This window comes from Corynebacterium variabile, assembly GCF_006539825.1.
GTDB lineage: Bacteria > Actinomycetota > Actinomycetes > Mycobacteriales > Mycobacteriaceae > Corynebacterium > Corynebacterium variabile.
This window is the reverse complement of record NZ_BJNT01000004.1, coordinates 47,997-66,968: the sequence shown is the minus strand read 5'-3', so window position 1 is coordinate 66,968 and position 18,972 is coordinate 47,997. Positions and strand designations below refer to the sequence as shown.

Here is an 18,972-nt window from a genome sequence, read left to right as displayed (position 1 = left end):
AGGCCACCGCCGCCGCCCCGGCCGCCCCGGCAACCCCGGCCGCCCGGACCGCGACCGGACGCGGAAAGGTGAACGGGGCTATAAACGGGGGTATAAGTGGAACTCGGGTTCCCATAATCCCCACCCCACCCCCGACAGGAACTTTGCCGGCGAACGATCCGACTATTGTTGTGCAGGCATTTCCGCCTGAGTTCGCCGGGCGCCCCACCAAACGCCCCCTCGACTCACTCCCCCCGGAGGCACACAATGGATGTCGTCGACATCTCACGGTGGCAGTTCGGTATCACCACCGTCTATCATTTCATCTTCGTCCCACTCACCATCGGCCTGGCCCCCATGGTCGCCGCCATGCAGACCTTCTGGCACGTCACGAAGAAACCGGCGTGGTACCGCGCGACCCGGTTCTTCGGCACTGTCCTGCTCATCAACTTCGCCATGGGTGTGGCGACCGGCATCGTCCAGGAATTCCAGTTCGGCATGAACTGGTCGGACTACTCCCGCATGGTCGGCGACGTCTTCGGCGGACCTCTGGCACTCGAGGGGCTTGTCGCGTTCTTCCTGGAGTCCACTTTCCTCGGCCTGTGGATCTTCGGGGCAGGGAAGATCCCCGCCTGGCTGCACACCGCGTCCATCTGGATCGTCGCGGTAGCGGTGAACCTGTCCGCCTACTTCATCATCGTGGCGAACTCCTTCATGCAGCACCCGGTCGGCGCGGAGTACAACCCGGACACCGGCCGCGCCGAGCTCACCGACATCGTCGCACTGCTGACCAACCCGACCGCCCTGGCAGCCTTCCCGCACGCCGTCGCCGGCTCCCTGCTCACCGCGGGCACTTTCGTCCTCGGCATCACCGGCTGGTGGATGGTCCGTGACCACCGCGCCCGCCTCGCCCTGCAGAAGACCGGTGAACTGCCCGCCAGGACGGCCACCGCCGGCACTGACGCCGGCACTGACGCCGGCTCCGACACAGACAACCGGCATGACGCACATCGGCCCGCCCACCGTCTCGCCTGGTGGACCACCCTGCTCTCGGCGATCGGACTGTTCATCACCGGCGACACCCAGGCGAAGCTCATGTTCATCCAGCAGCCGATGAAGATGGCGTCCGCCGAGTCCCTGTGCAGCACCGCGACCGACCCGATGTTCTCCGTCCTCACCATCGGCACGCACAACAACTGCGAGAACGTCACCCACCTCATCGAACTGCCGTGGGTACTGCCTTTCCTCGCCGAGGGGAAATTCAACGGCGTGACCCTGCAGGGTGTCGAGGACCTGCAGCAGCAGTCCGAGATGCTGTACGGCGCGGGCAACTACTCCCCCAACCTCTTCGTCACCTACTGGGCATTCCGCGCGATGATCGGCCTGCTCGCCGGTTCCGGCATCCTCCTCGCCGCCAGCTGGTGGTTCACCCGCAAGGGCCGGGTCCCCGCCGGTAAGGCCGGCACGGTCTTCAGCTGGATCTGCCTCATCGCGATCCCCACGCCGTTCCTGGCGAACTCTGCGGGCTGGATCTTCACCGAGATGGGCCGCCAGCCGTGGGTCGTCCACCCCAACCCGGACTCCGTCGGTGACTCCCGCACCGAGATGATCCGGATGACCGTGGACATGGGCGTCTCCGACCACGCACCGTGGACCGTCATCGTCACCCTCGTCGGTTTCACCCTTCTCTACGCCGTCCTGGCGGTGATCTGGTTCTGGCTGATCAGGCGCGTGATCCTCGCCGGACCGCCACAGGAGACCGGACCGAACCCCGCCGCCACCGTCGGCGCCTCCTTCGGTCTCACCGGGAAGGACGCCGACCCCGACTCCCCCGACCCCGTGCACTTCAGCACCGCCACAGCATCCGGAAAGGAGTTCTGACATGTCCGCCCTCGACCTCCCCGTCGTCTGGTTCATCCTCCTCACCGTGCTCTTCGCCGGATACTTCCTGCTGGAGGGCTTCGACTTCGGCGTCGGCATGCTGCTGCCCTCCGCCGGGCGCAGAGATGACGCCGACGACCCCGCCGCAGCATCCGACGCCGCCCGCACCGGCCTGGTCCGCACCATCGGCCCGGTGTGGGACGGCAACGAGGTGTGGCTCATCACCGCCGGAGGTGCCCTCTTCGCCGCCTTCCCCGGCTGGTACGCCGCCCTGTTCTCCGGCTTCTACCTGCCCCTGTTCCTCATCCTCGTCGCACTCATCCTCCGCGCCGTCGCGTTGGAATGGCGCGGCAAGGTGGACACGCTGACCTGGCGACGCCGCTGCGACCTCACCGTCACCGTGACCTCCTGGATGCCACCGGTGCTGTGGGGCGTGGCCTTCGCCAACCTCGTCCGCGGTGTTCCGCTCGATGCCGACCAGAACATGGACAGCGGCCTGTCCACCCTCATCGGCCTGCTCAACCCCTACGCCCTGCTCGGCGCGGCGACATTCGCCTGTGTCTTCCTGCTGCACGGACTGAGCTTCCTACGGCTGCGCACCGCCGGTCACCTGCGGGACGCCACCGACCGCCTCGTCATCCCGGTCGCGGTCGCCGCCGCGGTGACCGGTGCGACCTTCGTCATCTGGACACAGCTCGCCCACGGTAAAGGCTGGACCTGGATCGTCACCGCCACTGCGGTGGGCGGCGTCCTCGTGGCGGTGGCGGCGATGCTGCGACACCGCGACGCCACCGCGTTCCTCGCCACCGCAGTCACCGTGATCAGCGCTGTGGTGCTGCTCTTCGGTTCGCTGTACCCGTGGCTGATGCCCACCACCCTGGCAGACGGGGTGGGACTGGACATCCGGAACGCCTCCTCCGCCGACTACACCCTCACCGTCATGACCTGGGCGGCACTGTTCCTCGTACCGTTCGTCCTGGCGTACCAGGCGTGGACCTACTGGGTGTTCCGGAAGCGGATCACCGCAGCACCGGTGGTGGAACCGCAGCGCACGGGGCCCGGCACCGCAGCCCCCGGCACCGCAGCACCGGTGGTGGAACCGGAGCGCACGGAGCCACCGAGGTGAGCACCGGGCCTGTCGACCCGCGGCTGCTGCGGCTGTCCACCCCGACGCGACGGTGGACCGCAGTCCTCGCGGCCGTGACGGCCCTGCGCACCGTCGCACTCGTCGCATCCGGCGTCCTGCTCGGGCACGTCGGTGCCGCCGTCGTCACCGACCACACCGGTGTCCCCGACCACCGCACCGCCCTGATATGGCTCGGCATCCTGGTGCCCGTGCAGGCCGGGCTGGCCTGGGCGGAGAAGCGGTACAGCCACCGGGCGGCGGCGAGGGCGACCGAGGACCTGCGGGTCCGTGCCCTCGACGCCCTGGCCCACCGGGACCCGCGCAGTGTCGACCGGGCCGCCTGGCGCACCCTGCTCACCGAGGGTGTCGACGGCCTCGGCCCCTACCTCACCGGCTACCTGCCGGCTCTGCTCTCCACCGCACTGGCCACCCCGGCGATCCTCGTCGTGGTGTGGTTCCTCGACGTCGGCTCCGCGGTCATCGCGATAGTCACCCTGCCCCTGATCCCGGTGTTCATGTGGCTCGTCGGCACGCTCACCGCCGGACGCACCGAGAGGAAGCTCGCCACCCTCGGTGTCCTGTCCGACCAGCTGCTCGACCTCGTCACCGGACTACCGACCCTGCGCGCCCTCGGGCGGCTGCACGCACCGGTCACCGAGGTGCGGCGCCTGTCCGACCGGCACCGCCGGTCCACCATGGAGGTGCTGCGCATCGCCTTCCTGTCCTCGATGGTGCTGGAGTTCCTCGCCACACTGTCGATCGCCCTGGTCGCCGTCGGCATCGGGTTCCGCCTGCTCGACGGGTCGATGACGCTGGCGGCCGGGCTGACGGTGCTCATCATCATCCCGGAGGTCTACAACCCGGTCCGCCAGGTCGGCGCCCGGTTCCACGACGCCCGGGACGGGATCGTCGCCGTCGACCGGATCCTCACACTGCTCGGCGGCACTCAGGAGGACGCCGGGGCGGCCGGGCACACCGGGGCATCCGGGGCATCCGGACCGGCGGTGGCTCCGGTTCCCGCCGCAAACGGCCTCACCGTCACCTTCGACCACCTGTCGGCCACCGGACGCGACGGCCCACGCCCCCGCGACGTCACCGGAACCGCCGCACCGGGACAGCTCACCGTGCTCACCGGCCCGAACGGGGCTGGCAAGTCCACCGCCCTGCTCGCCCTGCTCGGCATCGCCACCGACGGCGTGTCCGGCACCGCGGTCGTCACCGACAGCACCGTGGACGGCGACCCCGCTACGGTGCTCACCGGACCCGCACTATGGGAACGGACCTCCTACCTGCCCCAACGCCCCGTGCTGGACGCCGTCGACGCCACCGCTGTCGGCGACACCTCCGGGCTCTCCCTCGGACAACGTCAGCGTGTCGCCGTGTCCGCCGAACTTGACCGGGGACGTGCCACCGGACGCGACCTGGTCCTCCTCGACGAACCGACCGCACACCTGGACACCGACAGTGCAAGGGCCATGCTCGACACCCTGGCCCGGCGCGCCGCCGACGGGGCGACGGTCCTCGTCGCCACCCACGACCCGGTGGTCACTGCCGCCGCCGACCACCGGATCGAGGTGCGGTCATGACCACACTGCGCACACTGCGGACCGCCCGGCCGATGACCGGGCTGCGCCTCCGGGACCTCGTCGGACCGGTCGCCACCGGGACGATGACGCTGCTGGCGTCCCTCACCCTGACGGTCGTCTCCGCCTGGCTGATCACCCGGGCATGGGAGATGCCACCGGTGATGGACCTCACCGTCGCGGTGACCGCGGTGCGCGCCCTCGGCATCTCCCGGGCGGCGTTCCGCTACACCGACCGGTTGGCGTCCCACCGGCTGGCACTGCGGTGCGCCGGGACCGCACGGGTCACCGCCTACCGTCGGCTGGCCGCAGCACCGACGTCGCGGACCGCCGCACTGGGCCGCGGTGAACTCGTCACCCGCTTCACCGACGACATCGACGCCGTCGCCGACGTCATCGTCCGTGCCGTGGTCCCCGCCCTGGTCGCCCTGGTCACCGGGGTGCTCGCCGTGGGCTTCACCGCGGCACTGTCGGCACCCGCGGCGATCGTGCTGGCCGTCGGGCTGCTCATCGCCGGTACCGGTGCCCCCTGGGCGGTGGCGCGGTCGGTACGCATCGCCGAGTCGCGACGGGCCACCGCCGCCGGACGCTACGCCACCGCCGTCGACCGGGTGCTCACCGACTCCGCCGCACTGCGGGTGCGGGGCACGCTGACCGATGCGCTCGCCGGTGCCGGTGACGCCGCCCGCGGGCTCACCGCAGCCGCCGAGGCCGGCGCCCCCGCCCGTGCCGCCGGGACCGCGCTGTCCGTGTTCGCCTCCGCCGCGACGGTGGTCGGCGTCCTCCTCGTGGCGACGGTCGGCTACCTCGATGCCGGTGCCGCGGTCCGTTCACCGCAGTGGTTCGGGGTGCTGGTGCTGCTGGCCACCGCCGCGTTCGAGGCGACCTCCGCACTGCCCGAGGCCGCCGAGGCCGCCACGCGTGCCTCCGGTGCTGCCAGCCGCCTCGCAGCCCTTACCGGTGAGGACGCCGTGCCGGCCGGCGGGACCGCTGCCGCACCCGCCGCCGCCGTACGGTCTGTACCGTTCAGCGGTGTTCCCCGACTGCGCGCGACCCGCCTGTCCTACGGTCGGGACCGGGTGCTGGGCACCGTGGACCTGGACCTGCCCGCCGGGGCACGGTACACGGTGACCGCGGCGTCCGGCACGGGGAAGACCACTCTGCTGCTCACCCTCGCCGGACTCCTGCCGCCACTGGCAGGACGGATCACACTGGACGGGGTGCCGCTGGCCAGCATCGACCCGGAACTGCTGCACCGTACGGTCGCCTACCTGCCCGAGGACGCCCATGTCTTCGCCACGACCGTGCGCGACAACCTGGCGGTCGGTGCACCGGACGCCACGGACGGACTGATGCTGACGGTGCTGGACGCCGTCGGTCTCGACGAGTGGGTGGAGGAGCTTCCCGAGGGTCTTTCCACGGTCCTCACCGACGGGGCGGAGAGTCTGTCGGGTGGGCAGCGTCGGCGACTGCTGCTGGCGCGGATGCTGCTCACCGATGCACCGGTACTGCTGCTCGACGAGCCTTTCGAACACCTTGACGCGGCGGGGACCGCTGATCTGGAGGCCCTGTTGGCGTCCGACCGGCTGCCGGGGACTCGGCCGGTGCGGACGCTCGTCGTGGTGCGGCACCCGCGGTAGAGACAGGCGTCCGAAGCAGGCGCGGCAACATTGTGCACTCTCAACACTGCCAACCAACATGAAACGTACCGGCCAAAGAGTTTTCCGAGTTCCATAGCCCCCGTCACGGCATGCATAATGTTTGAGCGGACGGGCGTTTGGCCGGGCGGGGCGCCGCCGGCTCACCCTTCAGTCAGCCGCTCCCACAGGGACACGTCGAAGCGCATCCCGGTGCGACCGGCACGGCTTGAACCCCCACCTGAACCGCTCCGGGCACCACCGCCTCCCACCTGGGATGCCGCACTCATGTGCCGCACCGCATTGTCCAACTTCGAGCGCCAGGTCCACACCGCGACCTCGGCGTCCCCGGTGACCAGGGCAGACATGATCCGCCGGTCGTCGGCGAGGATGCGGGGCACCGCCTGGCCGTAGTTGAGCTGCAGCACCGAGATGAACATCTGCAGCCGCAGCGTGAGCGAATGAAAGGTCCGGGCGGACTGCGTCAGACCGGACGCCTCGGCGAGTTCCTGCTGGAAGTACAGGTCAGCCTGGTCGACCCGTTCGGCGTCCCCCCGGGCGACCGCGGCCTCCAGGGTCCGCAGGGCGGTCTGCGGGGCCAGCAGCCGGTACCGTGGCCGGCTCGCGCAGGCCCGCAGCAGCACGATGCCGACCTGCAGCCGGGCAGCATAGAGGTCGATGATGTCCGCGCCGGTGACCAGTGGCAGGGAGAACACGCCGTTGCGGGAGACCAGCAGGCCGTCGTCGACAAGCCGTCGCATCGCCGCGAGCACCGCCGACTGACGCAGGCCCATATGGGAGGCCAGGACCACGCTGGTGACCCGGTCGCCGGCGGAGTAGCCGGCGTCGGTGATCTCCTTACGTAGGGCGATGGCGACCTGCTCGGCCATCGAGAGTTCGCCCAGGACCGGTGTCGGGTAGGGCGGAGAGGCCGATCTTTCTGAGTCAGAATGAGGGTCATTTCCTACGGTCGGCGAAACATCACCGTAACCTTTGACGACGCCCCGCCGGCTCCACCGGACCCCGTGGAGACCCTGTCCCACGCGGACCGACAGGGCGGTCAACAGGGCGCCGGGCACCGCGTCCACCGAGCGTCCGCAGGCACCGAACAATCCGGCGATCCGCGCGAGGAACACCTCCCACGACTGGCGGCCCGGCTCCCAGTACACCCGGACCGACCCCGGGCCCAGCTCCGGATCCGGGTCCGCCGAGGGCTGTTCGGCCGGGCGGTCAGCGTCCCAGGCCCGCTCCAGTTCCTCGGCCCCCGGCGCACGCCAGGTGGTCGGCCAGGTGTCCGCCCCGGAGATCCGGAGTGCAGCCATGACCGCGGTGGCCCGGCGCTCGAAGGCCCTGACCTCACCGACGACGTCCTCGCCACCGTCAGTGAAGTCGATACGGATCCGGGGGAAGTCGACGACGAAGGCCGCCAGCCGCAACGTCCGGCGCCCGGAAAGACCGGACAGATCGGGCACAGTGGGGGCGCCGGGACCACCCTCCCCGTCGCGGACCCCACGGATCCGACGCATCGACCGGCTCACCAGAGGCTGACTGATACCGGTCATCATCGAGATCCGGCGGGTGGAGTACTCCCGACTGCCGACGCGCGGCCCCGCACCGGCGAGCACACCGGCGACGATGGCGTCCGCCTGCTCCTGGATCCGGGGGCGCCCCCGATGCGGATCCTGCCGACCTTTATCCATGCAGAACAGTCTTCCACAGATTTCTGACTCATAAACCACGGTTCATTGCCCGCCCCACTTTCACCCCACCGGATCCAGCTGCAGACTGCCCCCATGAACACCAATAACTCCCCGAACGCCCAGAACGCCCGGAACGCCGCCCACACCGCCACCGCCGTCAACACCGCGGTCGACCCGACGGAGATCGCCGGTCTCGCGGACCTCGCCGACAAGGCCACCGCGAAGGTCGTCACCTGGCTCACCGCCGCCCGGTCCGATACGACCCGCGGGAAGAACACCGGCGCCGCCAAGCGCCTCGCCGCCGTCCTCTCCGACCCGAACGGCCTCGACTTCACCGTCGGCTTCGTCGACCGCGTCATCCGCACCGAGGACCGGGACGCCGCCGCCAAGGCCCTCGCCGACCTCGGGGATCTCACCCCGAAGACCCTCTCCTGGCTTGACCAGGCCCAGATCAGGGCAGGTTCAGCACTCGCGACGACCATTCCACAGATCGTCATCCCCACGGCGAAGTCCCGCATCCGCCAGATGGTCGGCCACATGATCGTGGACGCCAATGACAGGCCGCTCGGCAAGGCCGTCGCCGAGCTCACCGCCGGCGGACAGCGCCTGAACATCAACCTCCTCGGCGAGGCGGTGCTCGGTGAGGAGGAGGCCGACCACCACCTCGCCGAGACCCGACGTCTCGTCTCCCGCCCCGACGTGGACTACGTCTCCATCAAGGCGTCCTCCGTGGCGTCCCAGATCAACCTCTGGGGCTACGAGGAGTCCGTCGACTACGTCGTCGAGCGCCTCACCCCGCTGTACATCGAGGCGGCGAAGGCGCCGAAGGGCTCGAAGTTCATCAACCTCGACATGGAGGAGTACCACGACCTCCGCCTGACCATCGACGTCTTCAAGCGCCTGCTCAGCCTCCCGGAGACAAAGGACCTCGAGGCCGGCATCGTGCTGCAGGCCTACCTGCCGGACGCCCTCGGCGCGCTCCAGGAGCTCTCCGCTTTCGGCGCGGAGCGCGTCGCCGACGGTGGCGCCGGGATCAAGGTCCGCCTGGTCAAGGGTGCGAACCTCGCCATGGAGACCGTCCACGCCGAGATGCAGGGCTGGCCGAACGTCACCTGCGCCTCGAAGCAGGCCACGGACGCCAACTACAAGCGCGTCCTGCACTGGGCGCTGCGTCGCGAGAACCTCAGCGGCCTGCGCCTCGGCGTCGCCGGCCACAACCTCTTCGACATCGCCTTCGCCCACACCCTCTCCGTCGAGCGCGGCGTGGCCGACCGGGTCGAGTTCGAGATGCTGCAGGGCATGGCCAACGACCAGGCCGAGGCCGTGAGCAAGGATGTCGGCCAGCTGCTGCTCTACGTCCCGGCGGTGCGTCCCCAGGAGTTCGACGTTGCGGTGTCCTACCTGGTCAGGCGCCTGGAGGAGAACTCCGCGAACGTGAACTTCATGTCCGGCGTCTTCGACATCGCCCCGGGCAACGCGACCTTCCGCCGCGAGGAGAAGCGGTTCCGCGCCTCGCTGGCAGACCTGGAGGTCCTGCTCACCCACTACGGCCGAACCGCCCCGGACCCGAACCACCTGCAGGACCGTGGCGCCGAGGTGCTGGAGGACGCCACCGCCGCGTCCTACGCCGACGCCCCGCTGCCCGCTTTCGCCAATGAGCCGGACACGAACCCGTCGCTGCCCGCCAACCAGGCGTGGGCGGCGTCCGCCATCGCGGACGCCACCTCCGACGGTTTCCTCGACGCCCTCACCACCCCGGAATCCGTGCAGGACGCCGACATCGACCCGCTGGTGACCTCGGTCGCCGCCGCGGCCGAGGAGTGGGCCGGGCGTCCGGTGCGTGAGCGCGCCGCGATCCTGTACCGCACCGCTGACATCCTCGCGGACCGCCGTGGCCACCTGATCTCGGTCGCCGCTGCCGAGGTCGGCAAGTCGGTCCAGCAGGCCGATGTGGAGATCTCCGAGGCGATCGACTTCGCCCGCTACTACGCGCACTGCGCCGAGGCCCTGTCCGAGGTCCGCAACGCGACCTTCACCCCGGACCGCGTCGTGCTGGTGACCCCGCCGTGGAACTTCCCGCTGGCGATCCCGGCCGGCGGTACCTTCGCCGCGCTCGCCGCCGGTGCCGGTGTGATCCACAAGCCGTCGAAGCCGACCCCGCACTGCTCCATGGAGATCCTCGAGGCACTGTGGGACGCCGGTGTGCCCCGTGAGCTGCTGCGCGGTGTGTACCCCGCCGAGCGGTCCGTCGGCCGGACCCTCGTCTCCCACGAGGGCATCGACCGGGTGATCCTCACCGGTTCCTCGGAAACCGCCGCGATGTTCAGCTCCTGGCGTCCCGGCCTGCAGATCAACGGCGAGACCTCGGGCAAGAACGCCATCATCGTCACCCCCTCGGCCGACCGTGACCTGGCCGTCGCCGACCTGATCCAGTCCGCGTTCGGGCATGCGGGGCAGAAGTGCTCCGCGGCGTCCCTCGGCATTCTCGTCGGCACGGTCTACGAGTCGGAGCGGTTCCTGCGCCAGCTGGTGGACGCCGCGAAGTCGATGATCGTCGACTGGCCGACGAACCTGCGGGCGACGATGGGGCCGCTGACCGAGCTGCCCTCGGACAAGCTGGAGCGCGCCCTGACCACCCTGGAGAAGGGCGAGAAGTGGCTGGTCGAGCCGCGTCAGCTCGACGACACCGGTCGGCTGTGGTCCCCGGGCATCCGGGCGGACGTGAAGCCGGAGTCCTTCTTCCACCTCACCGAGGTCTTCGGCCCGGTGCTCGGCCTCATGCGCGCCGACACTCTGGAGGAGGCCATCGAGCTGCAGAACGCCACCGACTTCGGCCTGACCGGTGGCATCCACTCCCTCGATGTCGCGGAGGTGCGTCAGTGGGCTGACCAGGTGCGCGTCGGCAACGCCTACGTCAACCGCGGGATCACCGGCGCGATCGTGCAGCGGCAGTCCTTCGGCGGCTGGAAGAAGTCCTCGGTGGGTCTGGGGTCGAAGGCCGGCGGCCCGAACTACGTCATGCTCATGGGCAAGTGGTCGGACGCGGTCACCAGGCCCGTCGAGGTCGGCGTGGCCACCGGTTCCGGCGCGGTGGACGCCTTCCTCGGTGCCGTGTCCCACGGCGAGCACGCACTGTCCGCCGATGACCTGGCCTGGCTGACCACTGCTGCTGTGGATGACGCGGCGGCCTGGTCGGAGGAGTTCGGCACCCCGCGTGACCTCTCGGGCCTGCAGTCTGAGGCGAATATCTTCCGCTACCGTCCGGCGGAGGTCGTGCTGCGGGTCAGCGCGGACGCCAGGGCGGTCGAGGTGGCGCGTGCCCTGGTCGCGGCGTCCCGCGCAGGTGCGACGGTGCAGATCATCGCCGATCCGGCGGTGTCCGCGGACGTGACGTCGGTGCTGACCGCCGCGGGCCAGCTGGGATTCAGCTTCAGTGTGCTGGACGATGACACCTTCACCGCCCAGCTGCACCTCGGTGCCCTGGACGATGACGCCTCCGCGCGCGTCCGCTTCGTCGGTGCGGTGCCTTCCGCAACGCGGGAGACCCTGGCCGGACGCCCCGAGGTTGCTCTCCTGAATGACGAGGTGACCGCCTCCGGTCGGGTGGAGCTGCGTCTGTGGCTCAAGGAGCAGGCCTTCGCCATGACCCTGCACCGTTTCGGCAACCCGGCCCCGGCCTTCCACGCCCTGGCCACCGAGTTGAAGGGGTAGTCGGGGCGTCATCCCCCTCCTGCCTCAGGGCTTGCCGGGACCAACCGTCCCGGTCCGCCCCGGTCCGCCGAGAGTGTGCGCCGACATTCTGCCCGTTCCGTGGCACGGAATCCCCGATTTGTCGGCGCAACCTCTCCGGCGAGCGCCTGCGGACAGGAATGCCCCTGCCCGACCGGCGCCCCTACGCCTTGAGGTTCTGATCCACCGGCCGGATCATCACGGTGTCGACGTCCATGTGCGCCGGCCGGTCCGCGACCCACCGCACGGTCTCGGCAATGTCCGCGGCCTGCAGGTTGATGACGTCCTCGTACACCGCGTCCGCCTTCGCGGCGTCCCCCTTGAAGCGGTTCAGGCTGAACTCGGTCTCCACCCGGCCCGGGTCGATCTGACAGACGCGCACGCCCTTCTCGGCGAACTCGATGCGCATGACGTCGCTCAGCGCGGTCTCGCCGAACTTCGCGGCGTTGTAACCGGCGCCGCCGCGGTAGCCCCAGCGTCCCGCGATGGAGACGATGTTGATGACCTGCGGGGCAGGCGTCCTCGTCAGTTCGCCGAACAGCGCCTGCGTGACCTGCAGCGTGCCGATGACATTCGCCTCGTACATCCAGCGCCAGTCCTCGACATCCCCGTCGACGACGCTGTCCAGCCCACGGGCACCGCCGGCATTGTTGACCAGCAGATCCACCCCGCCGAGCTCCGAGACGCGCGCCGCCAGCTCAGCGACCGACTCCTTGTCGGTGACGTCCACCTTCACGACGTGCGTGGTGGCGTCCGGCGCCTCCTCGTTGATGCGGGACGCCACGGCCTCGAGCTTCTCCGGACGCCGCGCGGCGAGGACCACGTCCCAGCCGTCGACGGCGAGGGAGACGGCGGTGGCCTCCCCGATACCGGCGGAGGCTCCGGTGACGACGGCGAGACGACGGTGGGCGGAAGAAGTGTTGTTGTCAGCAGCAGTCATGTAGGCGATCGTACCGCCCGCCCCACCGCCACCCGCTAGGCTCAGTGCCATGAGCGCCCTGAGCAGCCTGAAGACCCGCACCGCGCACGCGAAGAACGTCGCCCTGACCCGCGCACAGATTGACCGTCCGGTGCTGGCGGGCACCGTGATCCGCAAGCTGACCAGCTCCGGCGGGAAGAAGAACTCCGGGAAGGACGCCACCTCCGCAGCGCCGGAGCACGCGACGAACATCAGCGGAGTCGCCGCGGCGAAGGCCGCCGCCGGTGTGCCGGAGACACCTCACACGGATGCCCCCATCAGGACCAACGGCATCGAGGCCGCGAAGCGCGCCGCAGGGGTCCCGGCCACTCACTGACCTCACAGGGACACGGATACGCCCGGCGACCCACGACCCCGCACTCCCACACCCCACACCCCGCACCCCGCACCCCGCACCCCACACCCCACGATGTCGACTTTGCACCCTCACCGGCAGCGAAACCGTCGGAAAAGCTGCCGGTGAGGGTGCGAACTCGACAAGGACAGGACCTAGGGCCGGGGCACGAGGTAGCGTCCGGCGCCCGGGACCAGCTCGACCTCCATCGGCAGCGGCGCGAAGCAGTCACCGTCGGCGTAGCCGTTGATGCGCTTGCCGCCGCGGTCCGTCATCTCGATGCGGACCTTCTTCGCCCGGTAGGTGTTCACGCCCTCCTCCTCGACGAAGCTGCCGTCGAAGATCTTGATGAACTTGAACGCCGCCCGAGTCCGACCCATCCGCTCCAGCACGGTGATGTCGAGGATGCCGTCGTGGTGATCGGCGTCCGGGCAGATGAGCATGCCGCCGCCGTAGCTCTTCGTGTTACCCATCGCGACCAGCGTCATGTTCTCCTCGATGACGCGCTCCTCCGGGGTGTCCGGGTCGAGCACGAGGCGGGTCGGGATGGAGTGGAAGTTGAGGAACTCCACGACGATGGAGATGTTGTAGCGCATCTGGCCCTTCGGCCAGGAGATCCGGTTCGTCCGGTCGGAGACCAGTGAATCGAACCCGGCGCAGGCGATGGTGCCGAACCAGTGCTCGCGGCCGGCGTCCTCCCCCTCGAGCGCGCGCATCCGTCCCAGGTCAGTGGTGGTGTAGAAGCCGCGGGCGATGATGTCCGCCACCCGGCGCGGGTGCGTAGGGATCCCGTACTCGCGGGCGTGGTCGTTGCCGGTGCCCGCCGGGATGATGCCCAGCGGCACCCTGGATCCGGCCTGCTCCTGCAGCGCGAGGTTGATCAGCCCGTCGCCGCCGCAGACGACGAGCGCGTCGATCTCCGGGTCCTCGATCATCTGCCGTGCCAGGTCACGGGCGCCTTCGGGGTCCGCGCCCTGGATGGTGACCACGTCGATGCCGTGGTGCAGGAACCGTGACCGGGCGATCTCGGCGGACAGCCCGGCGCGTCCTTTCCCGGCGTGGGGGTTGGTCAGCAGCGCCACGCGCTGCAGGTCGACGTGGCCGACCTCGTAGGCGGCGTTCCGCCCGCTCATGAGGAGACTCCAGCCGCACCAGAAGCTCCACCAGCTCCAGCCGCCTCGACCAGGGTGCCGGGATTCATGATCCCCGCCGGGTCCAGCTTCGCCTTCACTGCCTGCAGGACGGCCACGCCCAGCTCGCCGATCTCGGCGTCCATGAACGGACGGTGGTCGTTGCCGACGGCGTGGTGGTGCGTGACCGTGCCGCCGTTCTCTGTCAGCGCGCGGGTGACCGCGGTCTTCGCGGCCCGCCACTGCGCCACCGGATCACCCTGCTGAGCGGCGACGATGGTGAAGTACAGTGAGCAGCCCTCGGCGTAGACGTGGGAGATGTGGCACATGATCAGCGCCATCGTCCCCGACTTGTTCAGGGAGGACGCGAGCGCGTCCCCCACCGCCTTCTTCAGCCGCGGCACATTCGCCCAGTCGGTGGCGGTCTCGAGGGTCTCGCACAGCGCACCGGCGTCCAGCAGGGAGTCGCGGAGCACGGGCGCGTTGAACCGGCCCTGCTCCCAGTGGCGTGCAGGATCCTCGCCGACGCTCGTCGCACCGTGCGCGAGCAGCAGGTTCCGGGTCTCCTCGTGGCGGGAGGACGCATGCTCCGGCGTCCCCTCGAACAGGGTGATGCACATGCAGCCGGGCGGTGACTGGGTCTCGCCGACCTTGTCGCCGGAGGAGAGGTTCACCGAGGACTCGATCTCGTCGGACAGCCGGATGACGGTCGGCCCGGTGCCGGTCTGCTTCACGGCGCGCAGGGCGTCCGCGCCGGTGGCGAAGTCCGGGAAGGTGAAGGCCTCGAAGCGCTTGACCTGCGGGACCGGATGGACGCGCAGCCTCACCGAGGTGACGACACCGAAGGCCCCCTCCGAACCCATGACGAGTTCGCGCAGGTCAGGACCGGCGGCGGACGCCGGGGACGCCTGGCCGACCGTCATGATCCCCGACGGAGTGACCAGGGTGAGCTCGCGGACCATGTCGTCGAAGCGGCCGTACCCTGCGGAGTTCTGCCCCGAGGAGCGGGTGACCGCGTAGCCGCCGATCGTGGCGTAGGGGAAGGACTGCGGGTAGTGGCCGATCTGCAGGCCGTGGTCGGCCAGGGCCAGCTCCGCGGCGGGACCCGAGAGTCCGGCGCCGAGGGTGGCGAGACCCGAGACGGCATCCACGTCACTGACGGTGTCGAAGCGAGCGAGGTCGAGGCTGACCACACCCGCGTAGTCGCGGCCGCCGTCCTCGCGGAACGGGGTCAGGCCACCGACGACCGAGGTGCCGCCGCCGAAGGGCACCACGGCGATGCTGTGCTCCGTGCAGTACTGCAGGACCTTGAGGACCTCGTCCTCGGTGCCGGGAGCGAGGACGGCGTCCGGTGCGGAGATCTCCTGGCCTGCCGCCCCGGCCCGCCACTCCAGCAGGTCGAGGGAGGATTTACCGCGCGACCGCGGGGCACGCTGGGCGTCCTCTGTCGTGAGATGGGACGCGCCGACGATGCCGGCGAGGGCGGTGAGGTGCCCCTCTGCCAGACCGACCGGGCTCAGGCTGATCTGTCCGACCGGGACGTCCCGGGCGGCGGTGCCGTCATCCCCGGTGACCCCCATGAGTTTCGCCAGGAGCTTCCGGGTGGAGTCGCCCAGCGGTTTCGCCTCCTCCACGGTCCCCCAGAGATTGAACGCCATCGGTGGCAGTGCGACGCCGGTGTCTGTGTCCATGGTTGTGGAGGGTACCGGCGGCGGACAGGTTGCAGAGGCGAAACAGGCGGAACTGGTGAACACAACCTCTCCCCCACGTCCGCCTGGCCGCATATGCTCAGTGACATGCCGCATTTCGACGCCACCGCCGCCCGTCTGCACGCCGCCCGCCGGGCCCATGAACTCGCTGAGCTGCAGGCCCGTTCCGCCAATGCCGCCCAGGGTCCGGAGCGGGTGGACGTCCTCGTCATCGGAGGCGGCGTCACCGGTGCCGGTATCGCGTTGGACGCCGCGACCCGCGGTCTCGACGTCCTCCTCGTCGACGCCCATGACCTGGCCTTCGGCACCTCACGCTGGTCCTCGAAGCTCGCCCACGGCGGACTGCGCTACCTCGCCAGCGGGCACGTCGGCATCGCGAAGCGCTCGGCGCGGGAGCGGGGCATCCTCATGGAGTCCACCGCTCCGCACCTCACCCGCACGCTTTCGCAGGTCACCCCGGTCCAGGACCGCTACCCGCTGCCGGTGAACGTGCTGTCCCGCCTGGGCTTCCTCGGCGGGGATTTCCTGCGCGTCCTCGCCGGCACCTCCGGCAAGACCCTCCCCCGCTCCCGCACGATCTCGAAGAAGCGGGTCCGGGAGCTCTGCCCGGCGGTGGAGACCTCCGATCTGCGCTTCGGCTACGTCAACAATGACGGCCAACTCGTCGACGACGCCCGCCTGGTCACTGCCCTGGCCCGCACCGCCGCCGGCTACGGCGCCCGCGTCCTCACCTACACCCGCGCCGAGGAGATCGCCACGGACGGTGCCGGCGGACGCGTCACCCTCACCGACACGCTCGCCGACTCCACCGGCGGTGATCCGACCTCGTTCCAGGTCGAGGCAGGCGTCATCGTCAACGCGACGGGTGTCTGGGCCGGCGGGATGGAACCCCAGGTGAAGATCCGCCCCTCGCGCGGCACCCACCTGGTCATCGACGCCGACGAGGTCGGCAACCCGACCGGCGCGCTGACCGTCCCAGTCCCCGGCCACGGCACCCGGTTCTGCTTCATCCTCCCCGAGCAGCTCGGCCGCTGCTACGTCGGCATCACCGACGAGGACTACGGCACCGACGAGATCCCCGACGTGCCCGAGGTGCCGGACTCCGATGTCCGTTTCATCCTCGATGTCGTCAACCAGGCCCTCGCCGTCGACCTGACCCCCGATGACGTCCTCGGCGCCTTCGCCGGGCTGCGTCCGCTGGTGCAGTTCACCGAGGACGCGGACTCCTCGACCGCCGACCTCTCCCGCGAGCACATCATCCTGCGCGGGAAGGACGCCACCGGCGCGGACACCGACGTCGTCACCGTCACCGGCGGCAAGCTCACCGAGTACCGCCTGATGGCGGAGCAGACCGTCGACGTCGTGGCGTCCATCCTCGGGGACTCGGGCATCCACGCCGGGCCGTGCGTCACCGAGAACACCCCGCTGATCGGTGCCCCCGGGTCCGATGCGGCCGTGGGCGTCTCCACGGCGGACTTCGCCGGACTGCCCACCTCACTGGTCGACCGGTTCGGGTTCGAGGCTCCCGCCGTGGTCCGCGGCGCCACCGTCGGACGTCCCCTGGCGACCGTGGGAACCACCGGCAGCACCCGCGACATCGACGTGACCCGCGCCGAGTTCGAGTTCCACGTCACCCATGAGGGGGCACTGACCGTCGACGACCTGCTGGACCGGCGCACCCGGATCGGCCTGGTGGACGGCGACCGGGCCGCGGCGGAGCAGACCGCGCGGGAGATCCTCGACGAGGTCCTGCCGACGCTGGTCTGAACGACCCGGCCATCCTGCGGCATACTGGACCCCATGATCACCAGCTGGACCGAGGTCACTGACCGGAATCCGGACCATTCGCATAACTACATCGAGCGGTGGGAGTCCTTCGAGGCACAGGGCCGGGACATCGACGGGGAAGCGCGTCTCATCGACGCCCTGGCGTCCGACGGGGACCGTATCCTCGACGCCGGCGCAGGGACGGGGCGCCTCGCCGGCTATCTCGCCGCCAGGAACGCCGCCACCGGGGATACGGGGTGGAACCTGCAGCTCACCGGGGTGGACATCGACCCCGTCCTCGTCGACTACGCCCGCGGCCGCTACCCCGGCGTCGACTGGCGCACCGGGGATCTCTCGGTCGACGCCGAGGTCCCGGCCGGTCCCTTCGACCTCATCGTCTCTGCCGGCAACGTGCTGGCCTTCATCCCGGATCCGGCACACCGCGCCGCCCTCAGCGTCCTGGCGGAACGCCTTGCCCCGGGCGGACGCCTCGTCATCGGTTTCGGCCTCGACCGCGGTCGCGGCCTCACCGCCTTCAGTGAGGACGCCGCGGCGGCCGGGCTGCAGATCACCCAGGAGTACAGTTCCTGGGATCTGCGTCCCCGCACCGACTCGGCGCCGGACGCCGGATTCCTCGTCGCGATCCTTGAACCGGAGGTGCCCCATGAATGAGCCCGACAGCGGCATCAACGCCGACAGCGCGAGCAGCTCTGTCGCCCAGGTCGTGTTCCGCCACGACCCGACCAGCAGTCCCCAGTGGTCCTACTACGGGATCAACGCCCCGCTGGCCGGGACCGCCGCGAAACTCTCGGAGGCGAAGTTCGCCGCCACCCAGGACCTGCAGTTCCTCTCGGGCGAGACGAAACCCGAGATGCGCAGCTACGCAGAATGGGCGGTCGAGCAGGAGACCGAACCCGAGGCGATGCTGACCCCCGGCGCCCCGATGTTCGTGCGCACCCTGCAGGACGACGACACGAATCAGCGGCTCCACCGGCAGAATCTCGCCCAGGCCTACCTCGAGGGCATCCGTGCCACCCCGGAGATCCGCACCTCCCTGCCGGAGCTCGTCGGTGAGGACACCGCCGACGGGGCGGAGGGCCCGGCGGACGTCATCCTCGTGACCCTGTACCCCGATGATCTGCTGGGGGACGCCCTGCTCAACCTCACCGTGCAGGACACGGTCGTGTTCTGCCTGCCGGACGGGGAGTCCCTCAGCTTCCTGCCGGTCCACGGTGATGAAGTGTGGCCCACCGAGGGCCCGGGGATGCTCGAGCTCATGGGGCTCGACGAGTTCGCGACGGTGCAGGATCTCATGTCCGTCAGCGACGACGGGGACAACTGAGACGCTGACGGAGCGTGAATGTCGAGGGCACCGGCGCCGTGTGACTGATGGTGCGCTTGATCACGGGGGTGCGGAC

Annotated in this window: 13 protein-coding genes; 9 read left to right on the top strand and 4 right to left on the bottom strand. The window is 70.0% G+C overall.

Annotated elements, in window-relative coordinates; all coding sequences use genetic code 11:
- Positions 1–246 precede the first annotated feature (246 nt).
- The 4 genes from CVA01_RS02030 to cydC are packed head-to-tail and all read left to right on the top strand — an operon-like array spanning position 247 to position 6,209.
- A complete protein-coding gene (locus tag CVA01_RS02030) occupies positions 247–1,860 on the top strand; it encodes a cytochrome ubiquinol oxidase subunit I (RefSeq protein ID WP_141328237.1) in 1,614 nt (537 codons plus the stop codon).
- Between the two features lies 1 nt (position 1,861).
- Positions 1,862–2,986, top strand: a complete 1,125-nt coding sequence (gene cydB, locus CVA01_RS02025; RefSeq protein ID WP_014008728.1) for a cytochrome d ubiquinol oxidase subunit II — start codon at positions 1,862–1,864, stop codon at positions 2,984–2,986.
- The gene (locus CVA01_RS02020; protein WP_218024551.1) at positions 2,983–4,572 is read left to right on the top strand and encodes an ABC transporter ATP-binding protein/permease; all 1,590 of its coding nucleotides are present in this window, start codon (positions 2,983–2,985) and stop codon (positions 4,570–4,572) included. Before cydB ends, CVA01_RS02020 begins: the two co-directional genes overlap by 4 nt.
- A gap of 32 nt (positions 4,573–4,604) precedes the next feature.
- On the top strand, positions 4,605–6,209 hold the full coding sequence (cydC, locus tag CVA01_RS02015) for a thiol reductant ABC exporter subunit CydC (RefSeq protein WP_141328561.1): 1,605 nt from the start codon (positions 4,605–4,607) through the stop codon (positions 6,207–6,209).
- 161 nt (positions 6,210–6,370) lie between these two features.
- Here cydC and CVA01_RS02010 read toward each other — a convergent pair whose 3' ends face one another.
- Positions 6,371–7,906: a GntR family transcriptional regulator gene (locus tag CVA01_RS02010; RefSeq protein ID WP_141328235.1), complete on the bottom strand. Its 1,536-nt coding sequence runs from the start codon at positions 7,904–7,906 to the stop codon at positions 6,371–6,373.
- 93 nt (positions 7,907–7,999) lie between these two features.
- On the opposite strand from CVA01_RS02010, the gene CVA01_RS02005 reads away from it, so the two are divergent.
- Positions 8,000–11,617: a proline dehydrogenase family protein gene (locus CVA01_RS02005; RefSeq protein WP_141328233.1), complete on the top strand. Its 3,618-nt coding sequence runs from the start codon at positions 8,000–8,002 to the stop codon at positions 11,615–11,617.
- A gap of 181 nt (positions 11,618–11,798) precedes the next feature.
- On the opposite strand, the gene CVA01_RS02000 is transcribed toward CVA01_RS02005, so the two are convergent.
- Positions 11,799–12,575 (bottom strand): SDR family oxidoreductase, encoded by a 777-nt coding sequence (locus CVA01_RS02000; RefSeq protein WP_014008723.1) that lies wholly within the window; start codon positions 12,573–12,575, stop codon positions 11,799–11,801.
- Positions 12,576–12,624: 49 nt separating this feature from the next.
- Here CVA01_RS02000 and CVA01_RS01995 point away from each other — a divergent pair, with 49 nt between their 5' ends.
- A complete protein-coding gene (locus tag CVA01_RS01995; protein WP_141328231.1) occupies positions 12,625–12,930 on the top strand; it encodes a hypothetical protein in 306 nt (101 codons plus the stop codon).
- A 173-nt stretch (positions 12,931–13,103) separates the two neighbouring features.
- Here the strand turns inward: CVA01_RS01995 and CVA01_RS01990 are convergent, their stop codons facing one another.
- Positions 13,104–14,081, bottom strand: coding sequence for a diacylglycerol kinase (locus CVA01_RS01990; protein ID WP_141328229.1), 978 nt, complete (start codon positions 14,079–14,081; stop codon positions 13,104–13,106).
- Positions 14,078–15,736: an FAD-binding oxidoreductase gene (locus CVA01_RS01985; protein ID WP_141328559.1), complete on the bottom strand. Its 1,659-nt coding sequence runs from the start codon at positions 15,734–15,736 to the stop codon at positions 14,078–14,080. Before CVA01_RS01985 ends, CVA01_RS01990 begins: the two co-directional genes overlap by 4 nt.
- Positions 15,737–15,874: 138 nt before the next feature.
- On the opposite strand from CVA01_RS01985, the gene CVA01_RS01980 reads away from it, so the two are divergent.
- The 3 genes from CVA01_RS01980 to CVA01_RS01970 are packed head-to-tail and all read left to right on the top strand — an operon-like array spanning position 15,875 to position 18,896.
- Positions 15,875–17,554, top strand: a complete 1,680-nt coding sequence (locus CVA01_RS01980; protein WP_141328227.1) for a glycerol-3-phosphate dehydrogenase/oxidase — start codon at positions 15,875–15,877, stop codon at positions 17,552–17,554.
- A 33-nt stretch (positions 17,555–17,587) separates the two neighbouring features.
- On the top strand, positions 17,588–18,226 hold the full coding sequence (locus CVA01_RS01975; RefSeq protein WP_141328225.1) for a class I SAM-dependent methyltransferase: 639 nt from the start codon (positions 17,588–17,590) through the stop codon (positions 18,224–18,226).
- Positions 18,219–18,896, top strand: a complete 678-nt coding sequence (locus tag CVA01_RS01970) for a hypothetical protein (protein ID WP_244938090.1) — start codon at positions 18,219–18,221, stop codon at positions 18,894–18,896. Before CVA01_RS01975 ends, CVA01_RS01970 begins: the two co-directional genes overlap by 8 nt.
- Positions 18,897–18,972: the final 76 nt, after the last annotated feature.